At 31.3% G+C, this 15,254-nt stretch carries 13 protein-coding genes; all 13 read right to left on the bottom strand.

Going from position 1 to position 15,254, the window contains the following annotated elements:
- Positions 1 to 105: 105 nt before the first annotated feature.
- A complete protein-coding gene (gene hfq, locus CD034_RS04605; RefSeq protein ID WP_002448741.1) occupies positions 106 to 348 on the bottom strand; it encodes an RNA chaperone Hfq in 243 nt (80 codons plus the stop codon).
- Positions 302 to 1,300, bottom strand: a complete 999-nt coding sequence (miaA, locus tag CD034_RS04600) for a tRNA (adenosine(37)-N6)-dimethylallyltransferase MiaA (RefSeq protein WP_103288168.1) — start codon at positions 1,298 to 1,300, stop codon at positions 302 to 304. Before miaA ends, hfq begins: the two co-directional genes overlap by 47 nt.
- A 3-nt stretch (positions 1,301 to 1,303) precedes the next feature.
- Positions 1,304 to 2,239: an alpha/beta hydrolase gene (locus tag CD034_RS04595; protein WP_002455392.1), complete on the bottom strand. Its 936-nt coding sequence runs from the start codon at positions 2,237 to 2,239 to the stop codon at positions 1,304 to 1,306.
- Positions 2,240 to 2,447: 208 nt separating this feature from the next.
- Positions 2,448 to 4,118: a glycerol-3-phosphate dehydrogenase/oxidase gene (locus tag CD034_RS04590; RefSeq protein WP_002488651.1), complete on the bottom strand. Its 1,671-nt coding sequence runs from the start codon at positions 4,116 to 4,118 to the stop codon at positions 2,448 to 2,450.
- Between the two features lie 149 nt (positions 4,119 to 4,267).
- Positions 4,268 to 5,767 carry a glycerol kinase GlpK gene (gene glpK / locus CD034_RS04585; protein WP_002448786.1) on the bottom strand — a complete coding sequence of 500 codons (1,500 nt, stop codon included), beginning with the start codon at positions 5,765 to 5,767 and terminating at the stop codon, positions 4,268 to 4,270.
- A gap of 95 nt (positions 5,768 to 5,862) precedes the next feature.
- Positions 5,863 to 6,681 (bottom strand): MIP/aquaporin family protein, encoded by an 819-nt coding sequence (locus tag CD034_RS04580; protein WP_071859426.1) that lies wholly within the window; start codon positions 6,679 to 6,681, stop codon positions 5,863 to 5,865.
- Positions 6,682 to 6,933: 252 nt separating this feature from the next.
- Positions 6,934 to 7,467 (bottom strand): glycerol-3-phosphate responsive antiterminator, encoded by a 534-nt coding sequence (locus CD034_RS04575; protein WP_103288167.1) that lies wholly within the window; start codon positions 7,465 to 7,467, stop codon positions 6,934 to 6,936.
- Positions 7,468 to 7,482: 15 nt separating this feature from the next.
- A complete protein-coding gene (gene mutL, locus CD034_RS04570) occupies positions 7,483 to 9,507 on the bottom strand; it encodes a DNA mismatch repair endonuclease MutL (RefSeq protein ID WP_103288166.1) in 2,025 nt (674 codons plus the stop codon).
- Between the two features lie 12 nt (positions 9,508 to 9,519).
- Complete coding sequence (gene mutS, locus CD034_RS04565; protein WP_103288165.1) at positions 9,520 to 12,141, bottom strand: DNA mismatch repair protein MutS; 2,622 nt, start codon at positions 12,139 to 12,141, stop codon at positions 9,520 to 9,522.
- 203 nt (positions 12,142 to 12,344) lie between these two features.
- Entirely contained in the window at positions 12,345 to 12,833 is a 489-nt protein-coding gene (thiW, locus tag CD034_RS04560; protein ID WP_002448801.1) for an energy coupling factor transporter S component ThiW, read from the bottom strand.
- A gap of 20 nt (positions 12,834 to 12,853) precedes the next feature.
- On the bottom strand, positions 12,854 to 13,222 hold the full coding sequence (locus CD034_RS04555; protein WP_002448720.1) for a YlbF/YmcA family competence regulator: 369 nt from the start codon (positions 13,220 to 13,222) through the stop codon (positions 12,854 to 12,856).
- Between the two features lies 1 nt (position 13,223).
- Entirely contained in the window at positions 13,224 to 14,768 is a 1,545-nt protein-coding gene (gene miaB / locus CD034_RS04550; protein WP_002488684.1) for a tRNA (N6-isopentenyl adenosine(37)-C2)-methylthiotransferase MiaB, read from the bottom strand.
- Positions 14,769 to 14,951: 183 nt separating this feature from the next.
- Positions 14,952 to 15,248, bottom strand: coding sequence for a thiamine-binding protein (locus CD034_RS04545; protein ID WP_002455399.1), 297 nt, complete (start codon positions 15,246 to 15,248; stop codon positions 14,952 to 14,954).
- Positions 15,249 to 15,254: the final 6 nt, after the last annotated feature.

The raw sequence follows: 15,254 nt of genomic DNA, 5'->3' as shown, positions 1-15,254 counted from the left end.
ATTTGTTCAAAAGTGCAAAAATTGATGAGAATTTTGCAAGCTACGTATACATTTTGACCGTGGACTACGCTCTAAAAGTCAGTAACTTGGCACTTTAATTACAACTTATTCTTCACCTTCACCTGTAGCTTCTGAATCAGTAGATTCTGTATCCACAGTGAAAGTGCTGATCGCATGTTTGTAAATCAAATGTTGTTTGCCTTGAGAAACTAAGCTAATCATGTATTTATCAAAGTCTTCGATAACGCCTTTCATTTGAAAACCATTTAAGAAAAATACAGTAATTTCCGTTTGTTCTGCTTTAAAGTTCTCTAGTGCTTGATCTTGGATGTTTTGGTTTGCAATCATGTTTAGAACTCCTTTTATTTATTTGGGTTGTAATCTCATCTAACATCATTTGAAGTGACATTGTCTCTCTATCAAACCATTGAACATTCATTTTGTTTTTAAACCATGTGAGTTGCCTTTTCGCATATTGCCTTGAATGTTGTTTCAATAATTCTATAGCTGGTTCTAATTCCATTTCTCCTTTTATAACAGGGACAAGTTCTTTGTAACCAATTGCTTGCATACTCTGACTAGATTCAAAACCTTGTTCAACTAGTGCTTTCACTTCATTAAATAATCCGTGGCCCAACATAATATCAACACGTTTATTTATTCTTGTATATAATGTTTTGCGCGACATTTCAATCCCTACTAATAATGTATCATAATTTTCTGTAAATTGTTGAACTTTCTTTCGAGAACTTAAAAGTTTTTTTGTTTTTAAGTAATATTCAATCGCTCTAAGTACTCTTTTTCTATTATTTGGATGAATATCTTTAGCTGATGTTTCATCAAACGATGCTAAGTAGAGATGTAAGTCATCATTATTTAATTGATTTAATGCATCTATTTTTTCTTTTACTCTTAATTCTTTTTCTACTGATATATTTTCATCATCAAATGGATAATCGTAAATTAAAGATTGAATATATAAACCTGTACCTCCTACAATAATAGGTACTTTACCTCTTTTTGTAATATCTTCAATAAGCACTTCTGCTCTTTTTTTAAATTCGTATGCAGAAAATGATTCATCAGGATTTAAGATATCTATTAAATAATGGGGGATCCCTTCCATTTCTGTTTCTGTTACCTTTGCAGTACCTATATTCATTTGACGGTATACTTGCATCGAATCGCCACTAATGATTTCTCCATTCATTTTTTTAGCTAATTCGATACTCAATTCTGTTTTACCCGAAGCTGTCGGCCCTACAATGACTACTAGAAAAGGTTTTTTTGATGCTTGCAATGATTACGCCTCACTCTGATTATTTTTCAATACTTGTTTTTGAATCCAATCAAACATATGATTCCATATCATTTGTTGATCAACTTCAAATAATATTTCATGTCTTCTATTTGCATAAAGTTGTACCGTAATATGTTTAATACCAGCTTTTTTAAATTTTCTGGCCATGGATTTAATACCTCTGCCATACTCTCCAAAAGGATCATTTTTTCCAGAAATCATCAATATTGGTAACTGTTTATTTATTTTTTTTAATTGACTATAATTTGCAGTACGTGTCATATGTTTTACTGTTTCATAAATTAATTGGTTTGAAACTAAAAAGCCGGTATACTCATCGTTTACGAATTTATCAACTTCTGTAGACTGTGATGAAAGCCAGTCACTTTCAGTTCTTGGTTGATCAATCTTTTTGTTAAATGATTTGTAAACGAGTTGATTGACCCATTTTAAACGCTTGCGCTTCCCAGTAAAAATAGAAATTAATTTCAAACTGATCCCTGCAGGAATTCCTTTCCATTTAGGATATTGTCCTGTTCCAGTTAATATCAATCCATTAGCAAAATTTGGATAAGTTTCAACGAATAAACGTGCAATAATAGATCCCATTGAATGCCCTAATACAATATAGGGTAATCCTTTCTCACTATCATATAATGTTTGTGCAATTTCAAACGCATCTTGAACGACTTGATTCATGCTGTCGTAATGTCCACGTTCTTTCTCATCAATCTCTTTCCCATGTCCTCTATGATTATGTCTAATCACATCATAGCCTTGATGTGTTAAAGCTTTAACAAGTGTTTCGTATCGATCCATATGTTCAGCCATACCATGAAATATATGTACAATACCATAAGTCGCTATGTTTGCTTTATCTACTTTAACTTCTAAAGTTGTTCCATCTTCTACAGTTATTTTATAAGCACTTTGCCCCACGTATATGCCTCCAATCTCTTTCTATAATGGTATTGTTAACAACGTACTATTCCTACTAATATACCTATACTCTTTAATGTTATCAAATAGTTTGTCACTTTTTAATAGGTTATATATACTTTAAACTCAAAAATTTTATCAAAATATAAAAAAAACTGAGATTGAGTGTTTTTACCCAATCTCAGTTAATATACTATTTTAACTATATTTATTTTTCTGCAGGTTGATGATTACCATGTGTTGCTTCTTCAATAGCTTCATCAACTTCTTTAGAAAATTCATTTTTTTGTTCAGCAGTATAATTTAATAATTTATCTAATTCATCAATGATTGCTTGTTTATATTGTTTAACTGTATTGATGTCAAAATATAATTTACCAGTACGACGAATTAAGAAATCAGTTGGTTTATATACCATTTCGTTTTGTACACTATAAACTAATTGAACGTATAATTCTAATGGCATATTTAAATCTTTTTCATTCGTTAATTGTGCAATTGCGAATAATTTATCTACATTTGAACCGTATTTTGAAGCTAAATTATGTGCCACATCTGTGCTTAATCCAAGTGCTTTACCTTCTTGGACTTTACGATTTACGTAGTTTTCAAAGTTTTTACTACCGCCAACATCTCCACCAGAAATAGGTGTATTTTTAGTTTTGCTATCCGCAAATTTTAGACCATATTCTTGTTTTAAACGCTTAGCTAATAAATCAACAATTTCTAATGCCATGTGACGATATCCAGTTAATTTACCACCAGCAATGGTCAATAATCCTGATTTACCTTCCCAAATTTCATCTTTACGTGAAATTTCTGAAGGATCTTTTCCATCTTCTAAAATTAACGGACGCACGCCAGCCCAAGTTGATTCAATATCAGCATCCGTAACATGCACATCAGGGAACATATAATTGATTGCATCAATTAAATAGTCTCTATCTTCTTGGTTAGTTAAAGGTTTTGTTTTTTCATTATTATAGAATGTATCAGTAGTACCTACATATGCTTTACCTTCACGAGGAATAGCAAAAATCATACGACCATCTTTTTCAGTATCAAAGTAAACCGCTTGACGTAATGGGAATTTTGATTGATCGATAACTACGTGAACACCTTTTGTTAAACGTAATTGTTTATTATTACGTGTATAATCTTTCTTTCTCACTTCGTCTACCCATGGACCAGCAGCATTGATTACTTTTTTAGCGTTGATTTGATACTCTTCACCTGTAAGCATATCTTTTACTTTAATACCACTTACTTTATTTTTAGCATCGTATACGAAGTCAGTAGATTTAGTGTGATTAATGACTTCAGCGCCTTTTTCAGCAGCACGTTTCATCACTTCAATTGTTAAGCGAGCATCGTCAGTACGATATTCTACGTAGTAACCGCCACCTTTTAAACCATCTTTTTTCACAAGAGGTTCTTTATTTAAAGTCGCTTGTTTAGATAACATTTTTTTTCGTTCATAACGTTTAACGCCTGCTAAACGATCGTACATTGTTAACCCGATATTAGTTGTGAATTTACCAAATGTACCCCCTTTATGCATCGGTAATAACATCCATTCAGGAGTTGTTACGTGGGGACCATTTTCATAAACTATTGCACGTTCTTTACCTGTTTCAGCAACAACTTTGATTTGTGCTTGTTTCAAGTAACGTAAACCACCATGTACTAATTTAGTTGAGCGAGAACTTGTACCTTGCGCAAAGTCTTGCATTTCTACTAAAGCTACTTTCATACCACGTTGTGTAGCATCTAATGCAATACCTGCACCAGTAATTCCTCCACCAATAACTACAACGTCAAATTCTTTATTTCTTAAATTCTTTTTAATTAAGTTCCTATTAAAAGTAGATAATGCCATAATATACCCTCCAAAATTTATATTAAAAAAAGAGAGACCTATACACACACAGAAGCATACTGCATGATAACAGGTCTCTCAAATCTCGACTAATGTATTAACTTAACTACATCATAACATATCCTTTGTAACTAAGCCATAATTAAAAATTAATCTTCTAATTTAAAGACCTGAGTAGCCTCTACTGCTTTCTTCCAACCTTTATATAACTTAGTTCTTGTTTCTTCAGACATTTCTGGATTAAATTCTTTTTCTAATTTCCATCCATCAGCAATGTCTTTTTTATCTTCCCAAAAGTCTACAGCCAAACCTGCTAGATAAGCAGCTCCAAGTGCTGTTGTTTCTTGAACTTCCGGACGTTCAACTGATGTATCAACAATATCTGCTTGGAATTGCATTATAAAGTTATTTTTTACTGCGCCACCATCAACACGTAAATTATTTACTTCAATTCCTGAATCTTTAGACATTGCTTCCATAACATCACGTGTTTGATAACATAAAGATTCTAATGTTGCACGAATGAAATGTTCTTTTTCAGTACCACGAGTTAATCCGAAAATCGCGCCACGTGCTTCAGAATCCCAATATGGTGTACCAAGACCTACGAATGCAGGAACAAAGTATACATTATCAGTAGAATTAACACGTGTTGCATAGTTTTCAGTTTGCGGTGCAGAATTAATAATTCTTAAACCGTCACGTAACCATTGAATTGCTGATCCAGATACGAAAATTGATCCTTCAAGGGCATAATTTACTTTACCGTCAAGACCATAAGCAATTGTAGTTAACAATCCACTTTCAGACGTTACAGGTTCTTCACCAGTATTCATTAACATGAATCCGCCAGTACCATACGTATTTTTCACATCACCACGTTCGAAACAAGCTTGACCAAATAATGCTGCTTGTTGGTCACCAGCAATACCAGCAATTGGTACTTCTTGACCAAAGAAGTGATAATCTTTAGTATGTGCATAAACTTCACTAGATTCTTTAACTTCTGGAAGTATTGCTTTAGGAATGTCTAGTAATTCTAATAATTCATCATCCCATTTAAGTTCATGAATGTTATACATTAATGTACGACTGGCATTTGAATAGTCTGTAATATGTGCTTCTCCACCAGATAGTTTCCACACTAACCAAGTATCGATAGTTCCGAATAATAAATCCCCATTTTCGGCTTTCTCTCTTGCACCTTTAACATTATCTAATATCCATCTTACTTTTGTTCCAGAAAAGTAAGGGTCTAATAATAAACCTGTTTTATTACGAAATGTTTTTTCGTGTCCTTGTTCTTTTAATTCATTACAAATATGTTGTGTTTGACGAGATTGCCAAACAATTGCATGATAAATTGGGCGACCTGTTTTCTTATCCCAAATGACCGTAGTTTCACGTTGGTTAGTAATACCAATACCTTTAATTTGTTCAGGATCAATTTCATTTTCATTTATCACTTCAGCCATTACTGCTAATACTGATGTCCAAATTTCATTAGCGTCATGCTCTACCCAACCAGATTTAGGAAAATATTGTTTAAATTCTCTTTGCGCAACGCCTTGAATTTGTCCTTCTTTATCAAATAAAATTGCTCTAGAGCTAGTTGTACCCTGGTCTATTGACATGATGTATTGTTCCATAATTTTTCTCCTTCTTTCATTATGACTATATGTGTTAAATATACTTTGAGTCACATAGTTAATATATTATATGATTTAAAACTAAATTTTTACTTTTAATAAATTGATTCAATATCTTTATGTTTATTTGATTTATTAAGCGCTAAACCAATAAGTAATGTAACAATCACAACTACAATGCTAACACCACTCATAAAAGTAAATTCATTTTTATAAAAAACCTGATAAATCACAGCACCTAGCATACCGCCAGCAATTGGTCCTAGTACTGGTACAATAGCATACCACCAATTAGATCCTCCTTTACCAGCAATTGGTAAAATTGCATGTGCAATTCTTGGTCCTAAGTCACGAGCTGGATTAATAGCATAACCTGTAGGTCCACCTAAACTTAAACCTATTGCAATAATTAAACTACCCACAATTAATGGATTTAATCCATCTGCAATTTTATTTACCCCAATGAATAAAATACCTAAAGTTAAAATAGTAGTTCCAATTATTTCACTTAAAAAGTTAGCAAAATAATTTTTAATAGCAGGTGCAGTAGAAAATACTCCTAATTTTGCACCTTGATCTGTCGTTACTTTCCAATGTGGTAAATACATTAACCACACAAGTGCAGCACCTACAATTCCTCCAAGCATTTGACAAACAATATATCCTGGTACTTTTGCCCAGCTAAAACCTCCTTCAACTGCTAAAGCAATTGTCACAGCTGGGTTTAAATGTGCTCCAGAAAATTGACCTACTGCGTAAACTCCCATTGTTACAGCTAAGCCCCATCCAGCGGCAATAACAATCCAATCCGATTCTTGTCCAGCGCTGCGTTTTAAATTTACATTCGCACATACGCCTCCACCAAACAAAATAAGAATGGCCGTGCCTAAAAATTCTGCTAAATAAGCATTCATGCTTTAACCTCCTAAAAAGCAAAGAGACTTCTACAAACTTACATAATTCGGCTTGCAGAAATCTCTTCATCTCTCATTCAAATATTAACTTGTATAAATCATACAAAATTGTTGTAAGCGTTGTCAATAGCTTTTGTAAAAAAATTGTCATAATTTATTTTGTAGATTAAAACAACGTACTATAATTATTTTTTAGTAATACATAAAAAAACCTGAGACCTCAATATTTGTCTCAGGTTAAAAATATAATTTCTACCACAATTTTCTATTACTTGTGGTTACATAGCTTGCACCACTATTAATCGCATCATTCACTTCTTTTTCTTCTTCGATTAACCCACCTGCTATAATTTTAGCAGTTGTTGCTTCTCTTACATTTTCAACAATTTTATGAGCAATACCTGGTAGTACTTCAACATAATCTGGGGTCACTTTCTTTATAAGTTGTATACTACGATTGAGTGCTTGACTATCAATAATAAAAACTCTAAAAATAGTAAGTACATTTAATGATTTTGCTTTTTGAATGACTTTTGTTTTTGTTGAAACAATCCCTTTTGGTTTATAAGTTTGAATGATATATTCACATGCATATTCATCATGTGCCATTCCTTTAATTAAATCAATATGAATATATACTTCAATGTCATGTTTTTTAAGTAACTCTATAATGCTTCTTAAATGACCTACATGCATATCTAAAAGGACACACACTTTATAATCCGTTTGAGTTAATTTCTCTAAATCTTTCATATTTCGAATTGCTGGTAGTACGTGTTCTTTCATTTCTATGCATCCCTTCTACATTACTCGTTTAAATAATTTCTCTAATTCATAATTTGAAAAGTTAATAATAATTGGTCTACCATGAGGACAAGTAAATGGATCTTCCGCTTCTCTTAATTGATCAATTAAATCTGCCATTTCATTCATTTTCAAGTAATGATTTGCTTTAATTGACTTCTTACAACTCATCATAATAGCTGCGTCTTCGCGCATTTTTTTAACGTCAATTTTTTTATGATTTAATACTAGTTCAATCATATCTTTAATAATTTCCTCTGCTTCCACTTTAGGAAACCATACTGGATAACTATTTACAATATAATCATATCCACCAAAATGTTCTAAATGAACCCCTACTTTATCAAGTTCTTCTCTATATTGATCAATAATTAATTGTTCGTCTTTTGAGAAATGAAATGTTAAAGGAATTAACAAATCTTGTACTTCATTTGATACTTCGCCTATCTTTTCTCTGAAATATTCGTATTTAATACGTTCTTGAGCAGCATGTTGATCTATCATAAACATTCCATTTTCATTTTGAGCAATAATATAGGTACCGTGTACTTGACCAACTACCTCCATATATGGCACACGTCGAGACGGTGTTGAACTTACTTTACCTTTAATATCTTGTTCTTTTTGATTTGTAACATTCTCTTGAAAGTCTTCATTTTCATCATAATTATAAATATTGGTTTCATCATGTCGAGTGTTATCGATTGAAGACTCAGCACGATCTAAACTATTTAAAATATCTTTTTGAATGTCGAAGTAATCTTTATCCATACTACGTTTATTATTATAGACACTAGAATGTTCGTTATCTTCTCTAGTGTAAGAATCATCAGAGGTATGTTCTTCATCATATTGAGGACTTATTGTTGAAAAGGTATTGTTAGTCGAAACGTTGGGGTCATTTTTATTTTCTAATTGTTTTGTTTGATTTGAAATATTTTGTTGTTTTTGTTCAAAATCGATTTTTTGCTGTTCAAACGTATGCAATACTTTATTTTTTTTAGGTGTTCGATCTAAATCATTTTTAGGAATTAATATTCTATCTTTAAATGCATGTCTAATTTTTTCAATAATTAAATTATAAAGTTGTTCTTCTTTTGAAAGTCTAACTTCAAGTTTCGTTGGGTGCACATTGACATCTACTAAAATTGGATCCATTTCTATATTGATATAGCAAATAGGATAACGACCTATGGTTAGAAGTGTATGATATCCTTCAGTAATAGCTTTATTTAAAGCGAAATTTTTGATATATCGACCATTAATAAAAATTGAAATATAATGTTTATTACTACGAGAATGTTCCGGTTTAGCAACAAATCCTTCTAAATGATAGTCACTCGTATCGCCAGAAATGTGAACTAAATCTTTTGCAACTTTAATACCATATATTTCAGCCATCACTTCATTTGTTCTTCCAGAGCCATTCGTTTTTAACATCGTTTTTCCATCAGATATAAGTGAAAAACGAATATTTGGATGACTCATTGCCATTCGATTAACAATATCTGTAATTTTTCCTAATTCTGTATATAAACTTTTAATATATTTTAACCGAGCTGGCGTATTATAAAATAATGATTCTACTTTAATATCTGTTCCTTTTTTGGCTTTTGCTGGTTTTTGAGATAATATTTCACCATTTTCAGCATAAATTTCGTGACCATTTTCATTATCTGTACACGTTTTAAGTGTCACTTTAGCTACAGATGAAATACTAGCCAGTGCTTCACCTCGAAATCCTAATGTTCTGATATGAAACAAATCGTCATCATCATTTATTTTACTGGTAGCGTGACGATGAAAAACAAGTTGCAAATCATCTTGCTCAATTCCAGTTCCATTGTCGACTACACGAATTGAGGAAATACCTGATTGTTCTACTTCTATATTAATTTCAGTCGCCTTAGCATCAATTGCATTTTCAAGTAGTTCTTTTACTACTGAACTAGGACGTTCAACCACTTCACCTGCAGCAATTTTATTTGCTAAAGATGTTTGTAATTCTTTAATTTTACCCATGAATTAACACCTCTATCTTAACTGATTTTGTAATTCGCTTAACTTAAGTAATGCTTCAATAGGTGTCATATTTGAAATATTTAAATTTTTAATTTGTGCCTCTATTTCACTTTGTGTTTCATTCGAATTAAATAAGTCAAAACTTGTTTGTTCAAACACATCTGTTTGTTTAATAGTTGAGTGTTCTTCCTTATTAATTAAATGATCCTTATTTTCAATATCTTTAGAGTTGTCATTATACTGTTTACGATTGACATTCTCATCTGATAATCCATTTTGTTCAAACGCATTTAAAATAACTTGAGCTCTTTCAATTACTTTCTCAGGAAGATTTGCTAGTTTAGCAACTTGAATACCATAACTATCATCAACGGCACCTTCTTTAACTTTATGAAGGAAAATAAGTTCACCTTGATACTCATCTGCTGCTACATGTACATTTTTCAAACTAGATAGCTGTTGATCTAATGTTGTTAATTCATGATAATGAGTTGAAAAAAGTGTCTTAGCATGTGATGTTTCAGCTACATATTCAATCATAGCTTGCGCTAAAGATAAGCCATCATATGTTGACGTTCCTCGCCCGATTTCATCAAAGATGATTAAACTATCTGCTGTTGCGTATGTTAATGCTTTTTGTGCTTCTAGCATTTCAACCATAAAGGTACTTTTACCGGATACTAAATCATCTGCTGCACCAATTCTTGTAAAAATTTGATCAAAAATAGGTAATATTGCATTATCACATGGTACATAAGCTCCCATTTGTGCCATGATACTAATGATTGCTACTTGACGCATATAAGTTGATTTACCAGACATATTTGGGCCAGTAATCAAGTAAATAAAGTTATTTTGATCAAGATAACAATCATTTGGTACATAATCATTATAATCCATCACGCGTTCTACAACGGGATGTCTAGAATTTTCTAAGTTCAATGTCTTATCATCACTAAATTCTGGTCTAACATAGTTATATTTTTGTGCAATTTCTGCAAAACTTTGTAAACAATCAAGCTCTGATATCACTTTTGCTTGTCTTTGTAATCTTTCAGTATATGATTTAACATGCTCTCTCAATCGAATAAACAGTTGATATTCTAATTCAATTGCTTTATCTTCTGCACCTAAAATAATATCTTCTTTTTCTTTTAATTCGTCTGTAATAAATCTTTCTGCATTAGATAAAGTTTGTTTACGATGATAGTCATGCTCGCTTGGTTCGAATCCTTGAAGATTAGCACGTGTGATTTCAATAAAGTAACCAAAAACTTTATTGTAGCTAATTTTTAAAGATTTGATACCTGTTCTTTCACGTTCTTTCGCTTGAAGTTGTGCTAGCCAATCTTTTCCATTTTTAGATGCTTCTAAATACTCATCTAGTTGTTTACTGAATCCTTGTTTGAACAGTCCCCCATCTTTGACTGAAATAGGTGGTTCTTCTACTAAACTATCTTCCAAAACTTTCAGTAAATCTTCTAATGGTTCTAATGTGCTAAACTGCGTTGTTGTCACATTATCCATTTGTTCAAGAAGTGATTTAATATTTGGAATTTCAGAAATAGAATGTTTGAGTTGAATCAAATCTCGAGCATTTACATTTCCATAACTTACTCGTCCTACTAATCTTTCAATATCGTATACTTGATTAAGGTAACCTCTTAAAGTATCTCTTTCTATAAAATGATCAATAAATGATTCTACGATATCTAATCGTTGTTCAATATTATCTTTATGAATAAGTGGGCGATCAATCCACTGTTTCAAGCGTCTTGCACCCATAGGTGTTTTTGTTTCATCCATTAACCATAATAATGTTCCTTTTTTACTTTTTAAACGTATGCTTTCAGTAAGCTCTAAATTGCGTTTTGCATAATAATCCATTTTCATAAAGTCAATCGCTGCATAAGTTATCACATCTTCAATATGAGACAAATCTCTTTTTTGAGTATGATGAATATAATCTAACAATAATTGTGTTGTCAAAAACATTAAATTATTTTCTAATGTATTGACACTATATTCCATATCAGAAATTTCTTCTCTAACTGTAATCGTTTCAGTAGTAAGTGAAATTTGTTTTTTTAAATCTTCATTTATGTCTTCTCGTACTACAATTTCATTTGGGTTAATCGTAATGATTTCATTAATTAACGTGCTTTCATCTTCAAAATTGGTAGCTTTTAATTCACCAGTAGAAACATCACAATAACTTAATGCGTATCCATTTTCATTCTGAATGAAACTAAGAATATAATTATTTTGATTTTCATCCATTCCGCCTTGTTCCATCATTGTTCCAGGCGTGACTACTTTAACTACTTCTCTTTTAACCATGCCTTTAGTTTGTTTTGGATCTTCCATCTGTTCACAAATAGCAACTTTATATCCATTGTTAATGAGTGTTTCAATATAGCTATTTGCTGAGTGATACGGAACGCCACACATTGGAATTGGATTTTCTTTTTTAGCATCTCTTTTAGTTAAGGTAATTTCTAATACTCTAGATGCTTCTTTAGCATCTTCAAAGAACATTTCATAAAAATCGCCTAATCTAAAAAACAATAAGCAATCTTGATATTGAGATTTTATTTTTAAATATTGTTGCATCATAGGTGTCACATTAGCCATATTTTTTCACAACCTTACTGATATATACTTTTTTCTTCTCACATTTTAACTTGTATATTTTAACATATGTCATACTGAAGCGCTCGTTATCCAAATTAGAATATTATTCTACAACTTAAAAATAAAAGATTATCATCTCTTTACTACGCTTAATAAGCACTAAACTTATTAAGTGTATGAAATGATAATCTTAAATAAAATATTTATTTGAATTTATCTAATAATCCTCGTTTTTTTAACACTATAAGTAAGATATAACTAATCGCTGCACCAAGAAAACTTGAAACTACAAATACAAGCATTAATGGTTTGATAAAGAAATGTTGCAAACCTAATATCCAAGATAGTGGAATGCACATTAAACTACCAATGATTCCAGTTCCAATCACTTCTCCAACTGCAGCCATAAATATGTGCTTTCTATACATATAAAAGAGGCTAGCTAGAAACACACCAATCATACTACCAGGAAAGGCAAAAGCACTGCCAGTTCCAAATGTTATTCTTATTAAAGAAGAAATCAAAGCCTGTGCTAAACCATACCATGGCCCTACAAAAACCGCACATAGTACATTTACAAAATGTTGTACTGGGGCTGCTTTTACTGGACCTAAAGGTATAATAATAAAACTACTAAATACGACATTAAAAGCAATGAGTAAAGCTGTAATGGTAAGTTTTTTAGTTTTCATCTTTGAATATTCCCTTCTGTTTATGAGTCGTGATGTGCTTTTTCATTATGATTATTTAAACTTTGTTCCATAGTAGAAACCATCAATTGCAACAACTCATTTGCTTCAAATTGCGCTGACCGAAATTCTTCAACAATAGGTAATGCATTGATTTCTTTTTCAAGTTGAGAAATTTCTTCTTCAGATTTTTGATAAGCCTGATGCTTGCCATAATTTTGAAAATTTACTGATTGTTTTTGTTGCAATTTTAATTGTTTCATTTTTTGTTCAATTGATGTATTCTCATGAATTTGTTGCTCTACATTTTGATATTGTTTAATCAATTCTAGTGCCTTTATTTTGTTCGATACACTATTTGCTTGCTTTAGAATATCTTCTTTTTCATACATATTAATTAGTCACCATAACTTGATTATGAAAATGTAAAAATTCACCATTTAGTGAGTATTGTTTTGCTTCTTTAACTTTAACATCAACAAGTTGACCAATAGCTTCACGAGGTCCTTTAAAGTTAACTAATTTATTTTTTTCAGTATAACCTGCTAGAACTGTTTCATCTTTTTTACTTGTTCCTTCACATAAAACAGTAACAACTTGTCCTTCATAATTTTGCATTGCTTTTTCTGAATATTGACCAACTTTTTTATTTAAACGTTGCAAGCGATCTTTTTTCACTTCAGTTGGAACATTATCTTTCATTTTAGCAGCAGGCGTACCGTCTCTTTGTGAATACAAATACGTATAAGCATGTTCAAATTGAACTTCATCGTATAATGAAAGTGTTTCTTCAAATTGTTCTTCTGTTTCGTTAGGATATCCTACTATTATGTCAGTAGTAAGAGCGACATTAGGAATAGCTTCTTTAATTCTATCAACTAAATCCAAGTAACTTTCACGTGAATATTTACGTCCCATTATTTTTAATACAGCATTATTTCCAGATTGCACAGGTAAATGAATGTGAGGAACGATATTTCCACCTTTTGCAATCACTTCAATCATTCTATCTGTAAAATCCCAAGGATGACTCGTTGTAAAACGTACACGTGGAATGTCAATTTTAGAAATATCCTCTAATAAATCACCTAAGCCATAATCTAAATCTTTAATATCTTTTCCATATGAATTAACATTTTGTCCTAGAAGTGTAATTTCTTTATAACCTTCACGAGCGAGTTCTCGAACTTCTTCAATGATATCTTGTGGTCTACGACTGCGTTCTTTTCCTCGTGTAAAAGGTACAATACAGTATGTACAGAATTTATCACATCCATACATAATATTAACCCATGCTTTTGTACTTCCTTCACGCACTTTAGGTAGGTTTTCAATAACGTCGCCTTCTTTAGACCAAACCTCAACGACCATGGCTTTTGATAAATATGCTTCTTCTAAAATTTCAGGTAATTTATGTATGTTATGCGTTCCAAAAATCATATCCACATTTTGATATGATTTTAAAATTTTATTTACAACGGATTCTTCTTGTGACATACAACCGCATACACCAATTAACGTTTCAGGTCTATTTTTCTTTAAATGTTTTAAATTACCTATTTCACTAAATACTTTATTTTCAGCATTTTCACGAATAGCACATGTATTAATTAATATAACGTCCGCTTCATTAATATCATCAGTTGCTTGATAGTCTAAAGCTTGCAAAATTCCTGCCATTACTTCAGTATCATGTGCATTCATTTGACACCCATATGTTTTAATTAAAAATGTTCGTCCTTTTCCCATACCTTTATATTTATCTTCAATATGAAAATCTCGATTATATTGAACATCTTGTTTACCACGTTTTTTTGCTTCTTTAAGATTAGGTGGTTGATAAACATGTTCGAAATATTTACTATAGTCTTTTTCTGCTTTTTTATTACGTTCGTCTAAAATATCTATCGTACCAGCTTTTCTTTGCTCTTCGTTCACTTTACAAAAATCCTTTCTATATGCCCTAATATTATTAGTACATTATATTAAAATTAGCATTAAAGTGCAAAAAGAGGTTAAAAATTAATATATTTTATTATTAAATATTGAATAAAAAGTGGAATAGATGTCATATTGAATCTTACTCCACTTTAACTAAACGTTATTTAACTTTAAAATATGTTATGCTTCGTCATATTTACCAGTTAGAGTTTCAATAGATATACCTTCTGGCACATGATAAAACTTCACTTGGCTAATAATACTAGGACATTCTAATTCAACCATTCTTTCATTCAATTTTTGAATTAAAATTAAGCATTCACTCATATCACCTTGGACAGTCGTTTCAAGAGGACCTACTCTGTAATGTAGTCCCGACTGATCAATCATTTTAATCGCTTCATCTACATAAGGAATAACATCATCATTATTAGGTGTTTTAGGAACTATTTGTACACTCATTAACGTATCTTGCATAAATTT

It is taken from the genome of Staphylococcus hominis subsp. hominis, from assembly GCF_002901845.1.
GTDB classification, from domain to species: Bacteria; Bacillota; Bacilli; order Staphylococcales; family Staphylococcaceae; genus Staphylococcus; species Staphylococcus hominis.
Note: the sequence above shows the minus strand (reverse complement) of the source record. Positions and strands in the feature narration are given on the sequence as shown.

Excerpts from the sequence above, each read along its gene's own strand:
- hfq (WP_002448741.1), bottom strand. The coding sequence starts at position 348 with ATGATTGCAAACCAAAACATCCAAGATCAAGCACTAGAGAACTTTAAA.
- CD034_RS04580 (WP_071859426.1), bottom strand. The coding sequence starts at position 6,681 with ATGAATGCTTATTTAGCAGAATTTTTAGGCACGGCCATTCTTATTTTG.
- CD034_RS04590 (WP_002488651.1), bottom strand. The coding sequence starts at position 4,118 with ATGGCATTATCTACTTTTAATAGGAACTTAATTAAAAAGAATTTAAGA.
- thiW (WP_002448801.1), bottom strand. The coding sequence starts at position 12,833 with ATGAAAACTAAAAAACTTACCATTACAGCTTTACTCATTGCTTTTAAT.
- CD034_RS04575 (WP_103288167.1), bottom strand. The coding sequence starts at position 7,467 with ATGAAAGAACACGTACTACCAGCAATTCGAAATATGAAAGATTTAGAG.
- CD034_RS04545 (WP_002455399.1), bottom strand. The coding sequence starts at position 15,248 with ATGCAAGATACGTTAATGAGTGTACAAATAGTTCCTAAAACACCTAAT.
- mutS (WP_103288165.1), bottom strand. The coding sequence starts at position 12,141 with ATGGCTAATGTGACACCTATGATGCAACAATATTTAAAAATAAAATCT.
- mutL (WP_103288166.1), bottom strand. The coding sequence starts at position 9,507 with ATGGGTAAAATTAAAGAATTACAAACATCTTTAGCAAATAAAATTGCT.
- glpK (WP_002448786.1), bottom strand. The coding sequence starts at position 5,767 with ATGGAACAATACATCATGTCAATAGACCAGGGTACAACTAGCTCTAGA.
- CD034_RS04555 (WP_002448720.1), bottom strand. The coding sequence starts at position 13,222 with ATGTATGAAAAAGAAGATATTCTAAAGCAAGCAAATAGTGTATCGAAC.